The organism is Halalkalibacter alkalisediminis (genome assembly GCF_028610705.1).
GTDB classification, from domain to species: Bacteria; Bacillota; Bacilli; order Bacillales; family Bacillaceae_D; genus Halalkalibacter; species Halalkalibacter alkalisediminis.
In genome coordinates this window covers 164880-182575 of the sequence record NZ_JAQQWT010000002.1, presented here as the reverse complement: position 1 = coordinate 182575, position 17696 = coordinate 164880, and the positions used below count along the sequence as shown (strand labels likewise).

Annotated in this window: 16 protein-coding genes; all 16 read left to right on the top strand. The window is 35.3% G+C overall.

The genetic code is table 11. The features are described from left to right. The first annotated feature begins 691 nt into the window (after positions 1–691). The 16 genes from PQ474_RS03360 to PQ474_RS03285 all read left to right on the top strand — a co-directional run bounded on the left by PQ474_RS03360 (position 692) and on the right by PQ474_RS03285 (position 17691). The gene (locus PQ474_RS03360) at positions 692–4003 is read left to right on the top strand and encodes a right-handed parallel beta-helix repeat-containing protein (RefSeq protein ID WP_475690580.1); all 3312 of its coding nucleotides are present in this window, start codon (positions 692–694) and stop codon (positions 4001–4003) included. Positions 4004–4429: 426 nt separating this feature from the next. Beyond that, a complete protein-coding gene (locus PQ474_RS03355) occupies positions 4430–5143 on the top strand; it encodes a YveK family protein (RefSeq protein ID WP_273840556.1) in 714 nt (237 codons plus the stop codon). Continuing rightward, the gene (locus PQ474_RS03350; RefSeq protein ID WP_273840555.1) at positions 5133–5801 is read left to right on the top strand and encodes a CpsD/CapB family tyrosine-protein kinase; all 669 of its coding nucleotides are present in this window, start codon (positions 5133–5135) and stop codon (positions 5799–5801) included. Before PQ474_RS03355 ends, PQ474_RS03350 begins: the two co-directional genes overlap by 11 nt. A 252-nt stretch (positions 5802–6053) precedes the next feature. Further along, positions 6054–6188, top strand: coding sequence for a hypothetical protein (locus PQ474_RS03345; RefSeq protein WP_273840551.1), 135 nt, complete (start codon positions 6054–6056; stop codon positions 6186–6188). Positions 6189–6206: 18 nt separating this feature from the next. Further along, positions 6207–8033, top strand: a complete 1827-nt coding sequence (locus PQ474_RS03340) for a polysaccharide biosynthesis protein (RefSeq protein WP_273840550.1) — start codon at positions 6207–6209, stop codon at positions 8031–8033. A 19-nt stretch (positions 8034–8052) separates the two neighbouring features. Beyond that, the gene (gene galU, locus PQ474_RS03335; protein WP_273840548.1) at positions 8053–8931 is read left to right on the top strand and encodes a UTP--glucose-1-phosphate uridylyltransferase GalU; all 879 of its coding nucleotides are present in this window, start codon (positions 8053–8055) and stop codon (positions 8929–8931) included. A 19-nt stretch (positions 8932–8950) separates the two neighbouring features. After that, positions 8951–10114: a glycosyltransferase family 4 protein gene (locus PQ474_RS03330; protein WP_273840547.1), complete on the top strand. Its 1164-nt coding sequence runs from the start codon at positions 8951–8953 to the stop codon at positions 10112–10114. Next, positions 10077–11144, top strand: a complete 1068-nt coding sequence (locus tag PQ474_RS03325) for a glycosyltransferase (RefSeq protein WP_273840545.1) — start codon at positions 10077–10079, stop codon at positions 11142–11144. The genes PQ474_RS03330 and PQ474_RS03325 overlap by 38 nt, the downstream gene beginning before the upstream one ends. A gap of 10 nt (positions 11145–11154) precedes the next feature. Next, complete coding sequence (locus PQ474_RS03320) at positions 11155–12279, top strand: glycosyltransferase family 1 protein (RefSeq protein WP_273840543.1); 1125 nt, start codon at positions 11155–11157, stop codon at positions 12277–12279. A gap of 12 nt (positions 12280–12291) precedes the next feature. Continuing rightward, the gene (locus PQ474_RS03315) at positions 12292–13200 is read left to right on the top strand and encodes a glycosyltransferase family 2 protein (RefSeq protein WP_273840541.1); all 909 of its coding nucleotides are present in this window, start codon (positions 12292–12294) and stop codon (positions 13198–13200) included. 26 nt (positions 13201–13226) lie between these two features. Beyond that, positions 13227–14294: an EpsG family protein gene (locus PQ474_RS03310; protein ID WP_273840537.1), complete on the top strand. Its 1068-nt coding sequence runs from the start codon at positions 13227–13229 to the stop codon at positions 14292–14294. A 26-nt stretch (positions 14295–14320) separates the two neighbouring features. Next, the gene (locus PQ474_RS03305) at positions 14321–14485 is read left to right on the top strand and encodes a YwzD family small protein (RefSeq protein ID WP_273840536.1); all 165 of its coding nucleotides are present in this window, start codon (positions 14321–14323) and stop codon (positions 14483–14485) included. A gap of 38 nt (positions 14486–14523) precedes the next feature. Then, on the top strand, positions 14524–15138 hold the full coding sequence (locus PQ474_RS03300) for a sugar transferase (RefSeq protein WP_273840913.1): 615 nt from the start codon (positions 14524–14526) through the stop codon (positions 15136–15138). Then, a complete protein-coding gene (locus PQ474_RS03295; protein ID WP_273840535.1) occupies positions 15135–15782 on the top strand; it encodes an acetyltransferase in 648 nt (215 codons plus the stop codon). The genes PQ474_RS03300 and PQ474_RS03295 overlap by 4 nt, the downstream gene beginning before the upstream one ends. Before the next feature lie 28 nt (positions 15783–15810). Further along, a complete protein-coding gene (locus tag PQ474_RS03290; protein WP_273840912.1) occupies positions 15811–16929 on the top strand; it encodes a DegT/DnrJ/EryC1/StrS family aminotransferase in 1119 nt (372 codons plus the stop codon). A gap of 18 nt (positions 16930–16947) precedes the next feature. Then, positions 16948–17691 carry a glycosyltransferase family 32 protein gene (locus PQ474_RS03285; protein ID WP_273840534.1) on the top strand — a complete coding sequence of 248 codons (744 nt, stop codon included), beginning with the start codon at positions 16948–16950 and terminating at the stop codon, positions 17689–17691. Positions 17692–17696: the final 5 nt, after the last annotated feature.

Here is a 17696-nt window from a genome sequence, read left to right as displayed (position 1 = left end):
AATTGCCCATAAGTCGGAGAACGTAATAGATCGATTGACTAGTACTCAATGGATAATCCCTATTGTCCTATAAATAAATTACATATTTTAACTTAAAGAAGCCATGTAATGAGTCAGCGCACAGTGTTGACTCTTTTTTCCTGTCTTAAAAAGAATGAAAATCCACAGTGTTTTTTTATTTGTTTTCCAATAGGGCAATGCACAAGCGAAAGAACTTGTCTTTTCATATAAATAGGGAGGTGAGAAGAATGAGTAAGTGGAAGTCCCGGAAGTTTTGGATGGCTGTAGTTACTGGTGGGCAAATTATTGCAAATGAGGGTTAGGACTTAATTTGTCATCTGGATCGGATATGAAATGTGGCAGCAGTCGTAGTTCTTATTTTATTGGAAGAATCGTATATATGCGCGTTAAAGAAGGAATAATGACCAAAATTCAAATGTCCATAATCAAATGTCAGGTGGCAATTCTTCACTTGAGCGAAGGGTTATGAGAGTGATATGAAATTTTATATGAAGCTTGCTGACGAAAAACGAGATACCAAAGTGTTAAACAACGGATACTGATGGTGAATTTGACTCTGAGATATAAAGCAACTATCGGAGTGAGGTTTAACAAGTAGAATACACTAATACAATTAACGGAGGGTTAACTAATGGCCAAAATTCAAGTGAAACAAGGACTGAAAGCTGAATTGACTACATTGGATATAGGGGAATTTGGATTTTGTATAGATACGCATGAATTATATATTGGAACATTATCTGGCAATAAACTTATGAATGTACCATCTGAACCTGGTTCTGATGTAAAGGCGTCAACAGCCAATGGATATATAAAAGTTGACGGGACAGACATTAAAGTTTACGACGATTCTACTATAAAAGACCTATTAGATTCTATGGCTACGACAGATGATTTACAAAATCTTGTAAGCAACGATAAATTAAATGACTCTCTTTCAAGTAAAGCTAATCTGAAAGACTTAGAAGGGTTAATTAGCATTGAGGACTTGACTAATTTATTGTCTGAAAAAGCAAATACAGAAGCTTTAGCTGATTTAGTTAGTATTGAAGAATTCATTCAAGCATTAAGTGCCAAGTCTGATCATGATCATGAACACAGAATAGAAGAAGTAACCGGATTACAAGCAAGCTTAGATTCAAAATTCAATCGAGATGATATAGAGGACTTGGTAACTAATAGTGAACTTGCTAATAAACTAGCAAAAAAGGCTGATAAAAGTGATGTAGATGAGTACAATAACGCTTTACAAACTAAGGCTGATGTCAACCATGAGCATAAGTTAATAGATATTACAGATGTCGATACGACCAACAAAACAAATGGCCATGCTCTCCTGTATGATTCTACGACACAGAAATTTGTTTCGAAAGCATTGCCCGATTCTGAAGACAGTGGTGTAACAACTTTAGATGGGTTAAGTGATGTAGATGTGTCTGCTGTTAATGAAGGAGTTGTACTTTCATACACTGGTGGTATATGGAAAGCTGTGAGTCTATCAGATAATGATAATGATGGTCCTAGCAACCTATCAAACGCATATGTTATCGAATTAGAGCGATGGGGGATAACGGAAGGCATACCAAGTAAACCGTATCAAGACGCTGATTATTTCATGGCTGATCAAAATATACAAGGGATTAACAGCGCTTTGCAATACGCATCAGAAAATGGTTTTACTGATGTAGTGCTGCCTAGAGGAAAGTATGCGTTATGCTATCCTAAAACGATAAATTTACGCAGTCATATGGTGTTCCACCTAAACGGATCAACGTTAAAAGTAATCTATGACTCAGATCGTAAGTCTCCGTTTGACACTAGAACCGGCACGGACTACTACAACTTTAAAGGTAATAGCATTACATTGGATAACGTTACGAATTCACGCTTAGTTGGTGGAACGATCATAGGTTGTAGGGACGATAGAAGCTTCGCTGTAAGTGCTGAGAGGGCACAAGAGCACACTTATGGGGTTGTATTTACGAGAGGTACCAATCATAGTTCGATCAAACATTGTGTTGTAAGAGATTATATGGGCGATAATATTACATTTACTAGTGAATCTCCTAGAACTTTAACAGAGTTTAATATGAATCTTTCAAAAAATACTGTAGATCAATCAACTGGTAACCTAACCCCTTCTGCGAACACCCTAACATCAGGGTTTATTTCGATACCGAATGAAGGATATACATCATTTTTAATAGCTGGATTTGGGTTTGCACGTCAAACTTCAATTACCACTAGGGAAGTAAGTGTGTTCTTCTATAAAGAAGACAACACTTATATCGGGCCACTTACAAGGAGAAAGATCTATACACCTATTTCTATACCAGTAGGAGCCAGAAAATTAAGGCTTGTATTTAATAATGAAACCAATCCATTAAAAAATATGAATGTTACGATACGATGGGGGTTAGCACCGCACCATAACAAGGTAGAACACAATGAAGTTTTTAATGGCCATAGAGGGGGGATCACATTAGGGGGAAGTTACAATGTTGTACAAAATAATGTGATACGAGATAACGGAAAGAACTTCTTAGATGGAAAACCTCAATTTAATGATCCTACTAGGTATGGTATTAATCAAGAAGATTCTTACGGAGATAATTGTGTTATTAGGAATAACATCATTTATAACACGAATCATGGCATATTAGCAGGATGTTACTCAATCCTAATTGAAAATAATCATATATATAATGTAGATTCTATAGCCATTAATATTTACACTACTGTATATGCGAATATTCAGGGGAATTTTATTTATAACTGCGGAAACACAATAGGCTTGATGACTGCGCATATTCAAAATGCTCATGTCCACATTACAAATAACAGTATGCACGGGGGGAATACACAATTAAGTGGATCAGGATATGATGTATTAGTAATGGGGAATACATTTGTAGACCCTTCTATTATAACGATGTCAAACACAGATTTGTCAGTTTTTAAGAATAATAATATACGGTACTCTTCGTATTATTCTGGAACCGGTTGGATAACTGTTAATAGGCTAGAAGGGTGTATAATGGAGGCGAAAGGACAACGAAGGGAAATAACAGTTAGGTCTTATGAGCAAATAGGGTGTGTTTATAATAACCTAATACTGAATAATAGAACAAGGAATGATACTACTACAAGAGAAAAGGTTATTTTTCATGACTGTAAGTTTATCAACTGTAGGGTAGATAACCACCTATTTGGTATGAAACAACGATTAGTTGAGGTAAGAAAAAGTAAATTTTTTGATAGTACGATCAGAGTAGGAAATATCAACACAGATAATGAACATCCATCTTTTATTGCTAATGACTGTGAATTCATCGTAAGAACAGTTAATGTACTTGTAGCAACAGAAATAAACAGATCAGCTGGCTATGGAAATGTGGAACTTGAAAAGTGTAATATAGAAATCACAAACTCAAGTTTCGAACACTTAATTTTGAATGGATTTACTGTAGTCAGGTCCATTGTGATAATGTCTTTAAAAAGATGTAATATTAAATATTCAAGCGAGGGTAACAACCTAAGTTTATCCTATTACAGTAACAAAAATAGCATGATAAATTTTATTTCAGTAGAAAATAAATTTGAGAATATAAACCTCCCACAAGAAGATGAAGGAATTTATATTGGTTACGATCCCATTACGCATAATAATAAAGAACCTGAAAGTGGCTATTTTTCATTAGGGAAAGTGATAAACAATGCAAGTCCTATTCCTGGTGGATACGTAGGGTGGATCTGTACCTCTGCTGGAGAGGCAAATAAATACCAATGGACTACAAATACTCTTTACACAAAAGGCCAATTGGTCCATGCTAATAACAAGGTATATAAGTGTACTGTAGAAGGTACAAGTGGAAGTATAGCTCCTAACCATACTTCAGGAATTGAAACAGATGGAACGGTCACATGGGGCTTTGTCGATGCGAAAGCTGTATTAAAACTATATGGGCCCATTTCTGAGTGAGAACATGATTACTCGACTACAGTTCTAATAACAAAGTACACTAAAGCGAATGCAAAAGAAGTGCTATTTGAATGTGAGATAGACTACCTAATACTTTTGAACTTTTTTTCGATTGAAAAGTTTAAAAGTATTTTTTATTCACATCATTTAACATTATATTTTATAACGGACGAATGTGATAAAATAATTCTCTGTAAAATAAGATGGTTGACAACAAACTGTTCTATTCACTAAAAATTTTCGGGGAATTTCAAATAACTCATTGACACGTTCTTTATAAAGAACTAAAATAAAACTATCAAATAAGTTAATTTATGTGAGTAATTTATGCAGTTCGGAAGTTCTAGTTCTTAAACAAGTTCAGGTCTATTTTTTTGATTTTTATCGTACTTTATAAAGAACAGAATAAAACAGGCAGGTGAACAGATGGAACCGAGAAGTGGGAAAGAAATTGAAATTAAAAAGATCTTTAATATCATAAAAAAACGGTTATGGATTCTTGTCTTAATCACGATGATCACTACAGGAGCAGCTGCCGCTTACAATCAACTAAATAAACCTGTACCGATTTATGAATCGACAGCAAGAATCATGATTAGTGAAGACTCGAAATTATTTGACACCCTAATAGTTATCATTAAAGAACCACCTATTATGCAAGCTGTAATAGAGGAGCTGGGAATGGAACGTTCTGCTCAAGGTTTAAGTAATCAGATTTCAGTAGGGAGAATCGATAGCTCACGAATTGTTACCATAACTGCTCGAGATCAAAGTCACGAGCAAGCAACCATAATTGCAAACACAGTAGCTGCAGTATATAAAAGAGAAGTAGCAAACATCTTAGACTTTCACAGCGTTGATATTTTTGCAGAAGCCCAAGTTATAGAAAATCCTTGGCCGATTAATCCGGCTAGCAACCGAATAATAAAGTTAGGTTTCGCTGCAGGAATCATAATTGGAATTGGATTTATTTTCCTACTAGATAGTCTGGATAACCGTCTTCGTTCAGCTAGACAAGTGGAGAAATTACTAGAGCTTCCTGTACTTGGAACAGTCTCTAAAATGAATAAGAGAACAGTAGAGTTGAATAAAGGCAAAAAAACGAATCCTGCTTTAAGGGGTGATACAATTGGTTCTTAGAAAAAGAAGCTACATGACGATAAACAAAAACCTTCATTCCATCGTAGCAGATGAATACGATACTATCAGAGAGAACATTGAGTTTGCATCTTTTGAAAATAATTACCGTTCGATCATGATTACGTCTCCAACGTATGGTGAAGGGAAATCAATCACAACAGCTAATTTAGCTATCTCGTTAGCTCAAAATAGTAAAAAGGTATTGATTATTGATGCAAATATTAGGAATCCTTCCATTCACCAAATTTTTAAAATAAAAAACACAATCGGTTTAACCAATGTCTTAATAGGTCAAAAAGCACTAGAGGAAACACTGAACCAAACTGAATTCGGGAGAATTGGAGTTGTCACCAGTGGTCCCATCCCTAATAACTCGGAGAAATTATTCCGATCCGTTTTGTTAGAGCAACTACTAGATAAAGCAAAAGAGCTATACGATTATGTCCTAATTGACGTACCACCAGTACTGGAGGAAAATGATTCAAAAATTATGGCAAGTCTTTGTGATGGCGTGATTCTAGTCGTTCGAAACGGAAAAACAGAAGATGCATTAGCATTAGAGGCAAAAAAGTCATTAGTCATGGTTCACGCCAATTTATTAGGTGTCATTCTGAATGGGAAACGAACAAATCCGATCTTAAGAAAGTTAAAGATCTAAAGAAAATTAAAAAGGATATTTTTTTTTGAATTATTTGTTCTTTATTAAGAACTAAAACTGTAATTGGCGATATCTCCTTGCCATTATCTATGGAGGTACTCGGTCATGCTGTGGGTTGAAACAACCTTAGATGCTAGTCATCAATAGTGTGGTGTGAGGAAGGGTTAAATGCCCATTATTTTTTTTAAACATTTTAACCATGTGGTTTTAAAAGCCGCATGGTTAAAGTTGTTTAAAAAAGGAGTGATTAGAATGAATTTGGATAAATATCCTAAATCGATAAAAAAAGCTGTTCGCTATATAAAACAGGATGCTCCAAAAGAACAGTTGGAAGAAATAAAAAAATTGATCGATAATGCAATTGAAAGAAGGACACTACGACTTTAACAGAAAGGGGGAGATCAGGTGGCGTATCACCAGAGACTTTCATTATTAATCTTTGTTGATTCACTTTTTATTTTAACCACAATCTTTTTAAGTAACCTACTTGTCTATGATCGTTACTTAGTACTAAGTTCAACACTTATTATTACGGCAAGCACTTTATTAATTTGTCATCATGTATTTTCATTTTATTACAAGCTTTACAAAAAGGCGTGGGAGTATGCAAGCATAGGAGAACTTATTATTATTCTAAAAATAGTAACGTTCTCCATTCTTATTGCAGCATTGGTTCAACAGGTTGTGGCACAAGGAATATTTATGCGATTACTAGCCGCTACATGGATGCTCCATATGTTTTTTATCGGAGGATCACGTTTTTGGTGGCGTGTTGTCCGAGATACATACATAACAAAGAACGAAAACAAAAAACGGACATTAATCGTGGGTGCAGGTGCTGCAGGAACGATGGTGGCAAGACAATTGCAAAATAGCAATGAAGCAGAGTTACTAGCAGTTGCCTTTATTGATGATAATGAACGCAAACATAACTTAGATATTTTGGGAATTCCTGTAGTAGGTGGGATTGAACAGATTGAACAAACAGTTAATGACTTTAAGATTGATAACATCATCATTTCAATTCCTTCATTAAATAAAAAAGAATTAAACATGATTTTCAATGAATGTGCGAAAACAAAAGCGAAAACAAAAATCCTTCCGATGCTAGAAGACTTAGTAACTGGGAAAGTATCGGTCAATCAATTTAGGGATGTCCAAGTAGAAGATTTATTAGGTAGAGAACCAGTTGAGTTAGATTTCGATGGCATTTCAGACTCCATTACGAATAAGGTCGTACTTGTGACAGGTGCAGGAGGCTCAATCGGCTCTGAAATTTGCAGGCAGGTCGCTCAATTCAATCCTATGAAGCTCATCTTATTAGGACATGGCGAAAATAGCATTTATTCAATTGAAATTGAGCTAAAAGAAACATATAAACACTCAACCATTCAATTTGTTACGGAAATAGCAGATATTCAAGATTTGCAAAAAATGAATGTCATTATGGAAGCTCATCAACCTGATGTCGTCTATCATGCTGCAGCGCACAAGCATGTTCCTTTAATGGAACGAAATCCAGAAGAAGCCGTTAAAAACAATATGATTGGTACGATGAATGTGGCAAAGGCAGCTGATTGGAATGAAGTTAATACATTCGTCATGATCTCATCCGATAAAGCTGTAAATCCAACAAGCGTAATGGGAGCAACAAAGCGATTATCTGAAATGATTATTCAAAATATGGATCAAATGAGCAAGACAAAATTCATTGCCGTACGATTTGGAAATGTATTAGGTAGCCGTGGTAGTGTCATACCACTTTTTAAAAAGCAAATTCAAAAAGGTGGACCAGTCACCGTTACTCACCCTGATATGGTCAGATATTTCATGACCATTCCCGAAGCATCAAGATTAGTCATTCAAGCGGGAAGTTTGGCAAGAGGGGGAGAAACCTTCGTTCTGGATATGGGAGAACCTGTGAAAATTGTAGATCTAGCTAGAAATTTAATCAAGCTCTCAGGTAATTCCATTGATGAAATTGGGATTGAATATAGCGGAATGCGACCTGGAGAGAAACTGTTTGAAGAGTTATTAAATGATAACGAAGTACATGATAAGCAAATCTTTCCGAAGATTTATATTGGAAAGACATCGCATATTTTCTTAGAAGAAATTGAAAAGATCATCCTTACCTATGATATTCAGGATAAAGAAACATTAGCCAGTACATTAGTGGACTTAGCAAATAGAAAAGTAATCGAAGAAAAAGTTCTTTCTATACCAAGTTAATTAAAGGAGTGCTTAGCGCATGAAAGTAAAAAAAGCCATTATCCCCGCAGCGGGACTAGGAACAAGATTTCTACCAGCTACCAAAGCTATGCCTAAGGAAATGCTACCAATCGTTGATAAACCAACGATTCAATACATTGTTGAGGAAGCAGTTGAATCAGGAATTGAAGACATTATCATTGTAACAGGAAAAGGGAAACGAGCGATTGAAGATCATTTCGATAACTCTTTTGAACTTGAACAAAACCTACTAAGTAAAGGGAAAATCGAGCTTTTTAATGAAGTCCAAAAATCTTCAAAACTTGTAGACATTCATTATATTCGTCAAAAAGAACCTAAGGGACTAGGTCACGCGATCTGGTGTGCTCGTAAATTTATCGGCAACGAACCATTTGCCGTTTTATTAGGCGATGATATTGTCCGAGCAGAGAAACCATGTTTAAAACAACTGATCGAACAATATGATCGCTATAAAGCTTCCGTTCTAGGTGTCCAAACGGTAAGAGATGAAGATGTTTCAAGATATGGGATCGTTGATGGAAAGGTAATGGGGGATCGCTTTTATAATGTAAATAGTTTGGTTGAAAAGCCGAAGTTAGAAGATGCACCGTCAAACCTCGCGATACTCGGACGCTATATTCTTAGTCCAAAAATCTTTGATATTTTAGGGAATCAAGAACCTGGTGCTGGTGGAGAAATTCAATTAACGGACGCGATTGCCGCATTAAATTTAATCGAAGCCGTATACGCTTACGACTTTGAGGGTACACGATATGACGTTGGGGAAAAAATGGGCTTCATTCAAACAACGATTGAATTTGCGCTTCAGCGTGATGATTTAAAATACGACTTACTAGAGTACCTATCCAAAGTAATGGAAAAAGAATTCATTAAATAGGCAAGGAATGGTGAAAACAGTGGCGAAAAAAATCTTATTTTGTGCAACCGTTGATTATCATTTCAAAGCCTTTCATCTACCTTATATGAAATGGTTTAAGGAACAGGGGTGGGACGTTCATGTGGCGGCTTCAGGAACGATTGACTTGCCTTTTACTGATAAGAAGTTCGATATTCCGATTGAACGATCGCCATTTAATCTAGCGAATGTGAAAGCATACAGCGAACTGAAGAGAATTATAGACGGAAATCAATATGATATGATTCATTGTCATACTCCACTTGGAGGTGTGCTTGCAAGATTGGCAGCTCGCCAGTCGAGAAACAAAGGGACGAAAGTAATTTATACGGCTCATGGTTTTCATTTTTGTAAAGGAGCCCCTTTGATGAATTGGCTAGTCTACTATCCTATTGAGAGTTTTTTAGCTAGATACACGGATAGCTTAATCACGATTAATTCAGAGGATTTCTACCTAGCTACAAAACATCGGTTTAAGGCAATGGAAATTGAACATGTTCATGGTGTAGGTATTGACACCGAACGGTTTAAGCCGATTGGTGAGGACAAAAAAAAGGAAGAACGTATAAAATTAGGCTTTAGTCAAGAAGATTTTCTTATGTTCTATGCAGCTGAGTTTAACAAAAACAAGAATCAACAACTTCTTATAAGAGCACTTGCAATGGTAAAAGACGAGCTTCCAAAAGCTCGTCTTTTACTTGCTGGTGAAGGAGCTTTGATGGGTGAATGTAAGGACCTGGCTCGCTCTCTGCAAGTGATAGAACAAATTGACTTTTTAGGGTTTCGGAAGGATATAGATCTACTGTTGCCAGCCTGTGATATTGCGGTGGCATCTAGCTTAAGAGAAGGGTTACCAGTTAACATTATGGAAGCGATGGCTTGTGGGTTGCCGGTGGTGGCGAGTGAGAATCGCGGGCATTCAGAGTTAATCAAGAACCAAATAAATGGATTTACAATCTATCCTGAAGACATTCAATTATTTGCAGACCATTTAAAAGAACTTTATAAATCTAAGGAACTTCTAACTAAACTTAGCGTAGGTAGTCTTGAAGTAGTAAAGAAGTACAGTTTACAACAGACAACGAAAGAATTAAATGTGATTTACTCAAGTTATATGGAGGAACAAAATGAACCCAAAAGTCAGTATCATCGTGCCTATTTATAATGTAGAAAAGTACCTTAAAAGATGTCTTGATAGCTTAGTATCACAACGCTTAAGAGACATTGAAATTATAGCGGTAAACGATGGTTCAACTGACAATAGCCTACTAATTCTTAAAGAGTATGCTAAACAAGATGAACGTATTATTGTTATAGATAAAGAAAATGGGGGTGTATCCTCTGCTCGAAATAAAGGCCTTGAGAAAGTAAGAGGAAGCTATATTGGCTTTGTTGATCCTGACGACTGGGTAGACGAACACATGTATGAACAATTGTATCAAATGGTTTTGGTCGAAAATGCTGATATTTCAATGTGTTCTTATACTAGAGAGTTTGGGAAACATTCAAAAGTAAAGAACTTCCCTCTTCCTGAAAAAGTAACTTACACCAATGAAGAGGTACAGCTTAAGATGATGAGAAGACTAATTGGACCTCTAAATGAAGAAATTGCTAATCCTGAGTTACTTGATGCTTGGGGTACCGTTTGGTCTAAAATCTATCGCACTGAAGTTATTAAGGAAAATCACATTGTGTTCACTGATTTAAATAAAATTGGAACGAATGAAGACTCTCTTTTTAATATTCAAGCATTTTATTATGCAAATAAGTTTGTTTTTACTAATAAACCTTATTATCATTATTGGAGAGTAAATGAAAATTCAGTTACTACTGGTTATAAAACTGAACTAATTGAAAAATGGTCAACTCTTTTCTCTGAGATCGAATCGTTCCTAGAAGAAAATGACTTGAATGATCAGTATTATGAGGCATTAAATAATAGGATCTGTCTAAATACTTTAGGTCTAGGTTTAAATGAAATTAGCAAAGCAAATCAATCTTCTATTTTAGTTAAAATAAGAAACTTAGATACAATCTTAAATCACAGAACAATTAAACGATCTTTTGAACATTTTGATCTGCAACATTTCTCGCTATTATGGAGAATGTTCTATTTTTGTGCGAAAACAAGGAAGGCACTTAGTTTCTTTTTATTACTTATGAGCATTGAGTGGTTAAGAAAGGTCGTAAGATAGGGGGATTATAGTGGAGCCAATTAGAATCTTACAAGTTGTCACCATTATGAATCGTGGTGGGCTTGAAACGATGTTAATGAACTATTACCGTCAAATGGATCGAACAAAAATTCAATTTGATTTTATGGTGCACCGGAATGAAGAAGGGCATTATGATGATGAAATTTTAAAGCTTGGTGGTAATATTTATCGAATGCCTCAAATTCGGCCAGGGAATTATAAAAGATACTTCAGACTACTTGATGAGTTCTTTTCTTCTCATTTTGAGTACAAAGTAGTACATTCCCATATTAACGAAAATAGTAGTTTTGTTTTAAGAGCTGCAAACAAAGCAAATGTCCCATGTCGAATTGCTCACAGTCATCTCAGTGATTTGGCTATAGACATCAAGTTACCTTTTCGAATCTATGCCAGAAATGTAATGAAAAATCATCCTACTGATTATTTTTCCTGCTCACAAAAAGCTGGAGAATGGCTGTTTGGAAAAGAAATTTCAAATTCAACAAGGCATTTGGTTTTAAATAACGCTGTTAACGTAAATGAATTTAAATTTAATCAATCAGCTCGTAATCAAATAAGAAAAAAGTTAAAGATAGATGATAAGTTGGTCATTGGTCACATTGGTCGATTCAACAAACAAAAAAATCATGATTTTTTAATCGATATCTTTAAAGCTGTCCACGAACAACAAACAAACGCTGTTCTCGTACTAGTAGGCGAAGGGCACTTACGTCCATCAATTGAAAAAAAAGCATCAGAGTTAGGTATAACCGATCAGGTTTTGTTTTTGGGTGTTAGAGAAGACATTTCAACTATTATGCATGGCTTCGACTTGTTTTTATTCCCTTCTTTATTTGAAGGTTTACCAGTTGTTTTAGTTGAAGCACAAGCGGCTGGTTTAAAATGTATTGTTTCAGACTCAATCACTTCTGAATCAGATGTAACTGAGAGAATTGAGTTTGTAAGCTTAAATAAGTCACCAAAATTTTGGGCTCAAGTGATTCTTACTTCAACTTATGATCATAAGGATACATCGGAGAAATTAAGAAAAAATGGTTACGATACAGTTACCATGGCAGACTGGCTATATGGCTTTTATTCCGGTCAAATTCAACTTACAAAGCAAGCTAATTAATGGAGGAACAGTATGAATCCGAGTTTAACTATTTTTACACCTACATTCAATCGAGCATATTGTCTACATCTTTGTTATGAAAGTTTGAAGAGACAAACCGTTAAAGATTTCATATGGCTAATCATTGATGATGGCTCAACAGATGAAACAAAACAACTTATTGAAAAATGGATGTTAGAAGGGGAAATTACAATCCATTATCATTATCAAGAGAATCAAGGAATGCACGGGGCACATAATACTGCTTATGAATTAATTGAGACAGAATTAAATGTTTGCATTGACTCAGATGATTATATGTCAGATGAAGCAGTTGAAAAGATCTTATGCTTCTGGAGAGAAAATGGAAATGACTCCTATGCAGGAATTGTTGGGTTGGATGCAACTCGAGATGGAGAAATTATCGGAACAAGGCTACCAGAGCAAATAAAGGAGTCTACTCTTACAAGGTTATACGGGGTTCATAAAGTAAAAGGAGATAAAAAAATTGTTTACCGGACTGAATTAACTAAGAGAACACCACCTTATCCATTATTTAAGGATGAAAAGTACTGCCCACTCAGCTATAAATACATTTTAATTGATCAAATTCAGCCTCTACTCGTCATGAATGAGGTTCTTTGCCATGTGGAGTATTTAGAGGATGGATCGAGTATGAATATTATTAAGCAATACAAAAATAATCCCCATGGATTTTCCTATTTTCGAAAAGTAGCAATGAAACATGCACCAACTTTTAAGGATAGATTAAGAGAATCAATCCATTATGTGTCGAGTAATTTGATGATTAAAAATAAAAGGTTTGTAATAGAATCGCCATGTAAGGTGACTACCATACTGGCTAGTCCTATTGGATTGTGTTTGTACTTATACATTAAAAATACAAATAAAGTAACGATTCTAAAAAATAGTAATGCATAGATATACTTTGGGAGAGGAGAACGCATATGACTGTATTTTACATAAATCTATCTTTAGTTTATGCGTTGTCGCTATTCGCAAGGTATATCGGTAAGCAGACCGAATTAATTCCAGCTCAATTTAACGCTAACAAATTTTTTGCTTTTTTGGCATTAACAACATTAATATTGGTATCAGGTCTTCGAAATAACGTTGGTGACACTTATTATTATATGCACTCTTATCGAGAATTCGATATTACTTGGGAAACAATCGACTTTACTGGAGACTTTGGTTTTAATATCTTACAAATGCTTTTACAGCAAGTTTCAAGAGATCCACAAATAATGATACTTACAACAGCAGTTTTAACTAATATTCTTATAGGCATGACATTATATCATTATTCTCGAATGTTTGAGTTAAGCTTATATGTCTATATAACGATCGGTTATTTTTTAGTATCAATGAATGGGATTCGACAGTATTTAGCTGCTGCAATTGTATTTGCTGCAACAAAATTTATTATTAATGGGGATTTTAAGAAGTACCTACTAGTTGTACTTCTGGCATCAACCATTCATCAAACTGCTCTGATATTAATTCCAATTTACTTCATTGTTAGGAGTCCTGCTTGGTCAAAGGTTACATTTCTTTTGCTTTTCTTATCAATTCTAATTGTAATGGGCTTTAATCAATTTATGGATTTGCTATTCAAAGCCATTGAAGATACTCAGTATGGTGGGTACAGTGATTTTCAAGAAGGAGGAGCAAATTTCCTTAGAGTTGCAGTTTCAGCAGCCCCGGTTATGCTTGCATTTATAGGGAGAGACAAACTAAAAGAAATATATCCTAAAAGTGACGTTATCGTTAATATGTCGGTATTGAGCCTACTATTTATGATTATTTCGACACAAAATTGGATATTCGCTCGTTTCTCTATTTACTTCGGGTTATACCAGTTAATTCTTGTTTCTTGGATTGTAAAGCTATTTGCAGAAAAAGACCAAAAAATAGTTTACTTTGGTATATTAGGTTGTTATTTTATTTATTTTTATTATGAACATGTTATTGCTTTAAACATGTTCTATAAAAGCAATTACATAAATCTTTGATTTATATAATAGAAAGGCGTCAGAAAATGAATATTTCCGAGAAGTTAAGTCTAGAACAATTACAAACCATTCTAATGAACATTTATACAAAGGGAGAGGAAACAGAAGATTTGAAAGCACTAGATTTAATAAAAGACATTAAACAAGGCGTGCTAGAAGCAATGCAAGACGCAGATACGAAAAATACATAATAAGTAAAATTTCATTTTAGTTGAAAGCGGTGATGAATCTGAAAAGAGCTTTTGATTTATTTGGTTCGTTGTCTTTAGTATTGTTATTATCACCTATTATATTTTGTCTTGCTATATTAATTAGAATTAAGCTTGGTAAGCCTATTATTTTTAAACAAGAACGTCCTGGATTAAAGGGCAGCCCATTTTACCTTTATAAATTCAGAACGATGACAGGTGAGACAGATTCAAATGGTGAGTTAATGCCAGACGATATACGGTTAACTTCTTTTGGACTGTTACTAAGAAAGTATAGTTTAGATGAATTTCCACAACTCTTAAACGTTATCAAAGGCGATATTAGTTTAGTTGGACCTAGACCGTTATTAATGGAGTATCTTCCGTTATATACAAAAGAACAAAGCAAACGACATGAGGTCAGGCCTGGTATAACTGGTTGGGCTCAGGTAAATGGTCGAAATGCAATCTCATGGGAAGAGAAGTTCGAATTAGATGTTTGGTATGTGAAGAATCAATCGTTTCTTCTTGATTTGAAAATACTCTTATTAACTGTCTACAAAGTATTTAAGTCAGAAGGGATAAGTCAACCTGGAAATGCTACAATGGAACGCTTTAATGGGGTAAACACCAAAGCGGGTGGTGGTCATGAATGAAGGTCGTTATTATTGGTCAAGGCGGGCATAGCAAAGTTATACATGATCTTGTTAGCTCAAATCAAGATATGGAAGTTATCGGATACTTAGATGATAAATACAACAATTTCAATAACATTGATGGCATGTATGTGGGACCTATAAAATCAACTAAAAAATTAGTTGAATATTTCGAGGATATAAAATTTGTTGTAGGAATTGGGGATAATCACATTAGGAAATCAATTGTTCAAAGGATGGCTTTACCAAATGAAAAGTATATGACCATAGTACATCCGACAGCCTGCTTCAGTCCTAGCGCTCAAATAGGATGTGGCTCAGTTATTATGCCTAACGCAGTCATAAATGCTTCTACACGGATTGGTCATCACTCAATTATTAACACCGGATCAGTAATCGAACATGATAATCACATTGACAATTTTGTTCATATCTCACCGAATGCAACGTTAACCGGTTCTGTTCAAATTGAAGAAGGTGTTCATGTAGGTGCTGGAGCTACCATTATTCCTAATGTGAGAATTGGTGAATGGTCAATTATCGGAGCTGGCGCAACGGTAATTAATCATATTCCTGCTAATTGTACAGCTGTTGGTACTCCTGCCAAAGTTAAAATGAAAGAAGGTGATAGACTTGTCCAATAAAACTAAGGTTTACCTTTCACCACCACATATGAGTGGACATGAACAAAGGTATATTAAAGAGGCTTTTGATACAAATTGGATTGCCCCGCTAGGACCAAATGTCGATGCTTTTGAAAAAGAGATAGCTAACTATGTTGGAGTCAATGAAGCTGTAGCCTTAAGTTCAGGCACTGCAGCTATTCATTTGGCTCTTTCTTTATTAGAAGTAAAAAATGGAGACCGAGTCTTTTGCTCGAGTCTTACATTTGTCGCAAGTGCCAACCCTATTCTTTATCAAGGAGCAGAACCGGTGTTTATTGACTCAGAACCTGATACTTGGAACATGTCACCACAGGCATTGGAAAAAGCACTAGTAGATGCATCTATTGAAGGGAAGCTTCCAAGAGCTGCAATTGTTGTGAATTTGTATGGTCAAAGTGCAAAAATGGATGAAATTGTTACTTTGTGTAACGAGTACAATATTCCGATCATCGAGGATGCAGCAGAATCTCTTGGATCAGCTTACAAGGGGAAACCAAGTGGAACATTTGGCGAGTTCGGTATTTACTCATTTAATGGCAATAAAATCATTACTACATCTGGTGGTGGCATGCTTATTTCAAATAATGGTGAAGCCCTACAAAAAGCAAGGTTTTTAGCAACGCAAGCAAGAGATCAAGCCCCACATTATCAACATAGCAAACTTGGATTTAACTATCGAATGAGCAATATATTAGCTGGAGTAGGAAGATCACAGTTAGCTGTTCTAGATGAAAGAGTTGAGGCTAGAAGAAGAGTGTTTGACCGATATTATGATGAACTCGGACAGCTGCCTGGACTGCATTTTATGCCTGAATTAACAGATACGAGATCAAATCGATGGCTTACTTCTTTAACGATAAATGAAATAGCAGCAGGAGTTACTGTAAAGACGTTGCTTGAGACAATGGCAGATGAAAACATTGAAGCACGCCCTGTATGGAAACCATTGCACCTACAACCACTTTTCGATGGAGCTACATACTACCCTCATAGTGAGACTGAGAATGTATCTGAACAATTGTTTCATACAGGAATTTGTCTGCCATCGGGGTCAAACCTAAGTGAGGACGACCAAAAAAGAGTCATTCAATGTGTCACAAGCGCGATTCAATTAAAGGTCAGATAAGCAAAGGGTGAACACACTATGAGTAAAATGAATCAAAAGATACCAAAAGTCATTCATTATTGTTGGTTTGGTGGGAAAGAAAAGCCTGCAATTGTTACTAGATGTATTGATAGCTGGAAGAACTATCTAAACGACTATCAAATAAAAGAGTGGAATGAAAAAAGCTTCGATGTAACGTGCAATCCATATGTAAAGGAAGCGTATGAATCGAAAAAGTTTGCATTTGTAAGTGATTACGTCAGAGTACATGCCCTGTATAATGAAGGCGGAATTTACTTAGACACCGATGTTGAAGTGTTCAAATCATTTGATGACCTATTGCACCATGATTCTTTCTGGGGGTTTGAACAAGAAAACTTTATTGCGACAAGTACAATTGGAGCTGCCAAAGGAAATAAGTTGATAAAGACATTTTTAGATCATTATCAAGATAAGAATTTTATTAAACAAGATGGAAGTTTTGATGAATTGACCAATGTTGCAATAATCACGGAGATTTTAAAAAACAGTGGGCTTGTAAAGAACGGGGAATATCAGGAACTAGCCGGCTTAGGTTCATTTTATCCTCAGACCTACTTTTCTCCTTATGATTATATTAACTGTCGAAAATTCATTACGAAAAACTCATATACGATGCATTATTTTTATAAGAGTTGGTTGCCACCTAAAGCAAGATTGAAAAGTAATATTAAAGTGTTAACTTCAAAAATCATAGGTGGAAACAATATTGCAAAAATTAGAAGATTAACTTCAAAAACTTAGGAGGT

Bases quoted from the DNA above. Each gene is read 5' to 3' on its own strand.
- PQ474_RS03310 (WP_273840537.1), top strand. From the start codon at position 13,227: ATGACTGTATTTTACATAAATCTATCTTTAGTTTATGCGTTGTCGCTA.
- PQ474_RS03315 (WP_273840541.1), top strand. From the start codon at position 12,292: ATGAATCCGAGTTTAACTATTTTTACACCTACATTCAATCGAGCATAT.
- PQ474_RS03290 (WP_273840912.1), top strand. From the start codon at position 15,811: ATGAGTGGACATGAACAAAGGTATATTAAAGAGGCTTTTGATACAAAT.
- PQ474_RS03285 (WP_273840534.1), top strand. From the start codon at position 16,948: ATGAGTAAAATGAATCAAAAGATACCAAAAGTCATTCATTATTGTTGG.
- PQ474_RS03295 (WP_273840535.1), top strand. From the start codon at position 15,135: ATGAAGGTCGTTATTATTGGTCAAGGCGGGCATAGCAAAGTTATACAT.
- PQ474_RS03305 (WP_273840536.1), top strand. From the start codon at position 14,321: ATGAATATTTCCGAGAAGTTAAGTCTAGAACAATTACAAACCATTCTA.
- galU (WP_273840548.1), top strand. From the start codon at position 8,053: ATGAAAGTAAAAAAAGCCATTATCCCCGCAGCGGGACTAGGAACAAGA.
- PQ474_RS03325 (WP_273840545.1), top strand. From the start codon at position 10,077: ATGAACCCAAAAGTCAGTATCATCGTGCCTATTTATAATGTAGAAAAG.
- PQ474_RS03345 (WP_273840551.1), top strand. From the start codon at position 6,054: ATGAATTTGGATAAATATCCTAAATCGATAAAAAAAGCTGTTCGCTAT.
- PQ474_RS03355 (WP_273840556.1), top strand. From the start codon at position 4,430: ATGGAACCGAGAAGTGGGAAAGAAATTGAAATTAAAAAGATCTTTAAT.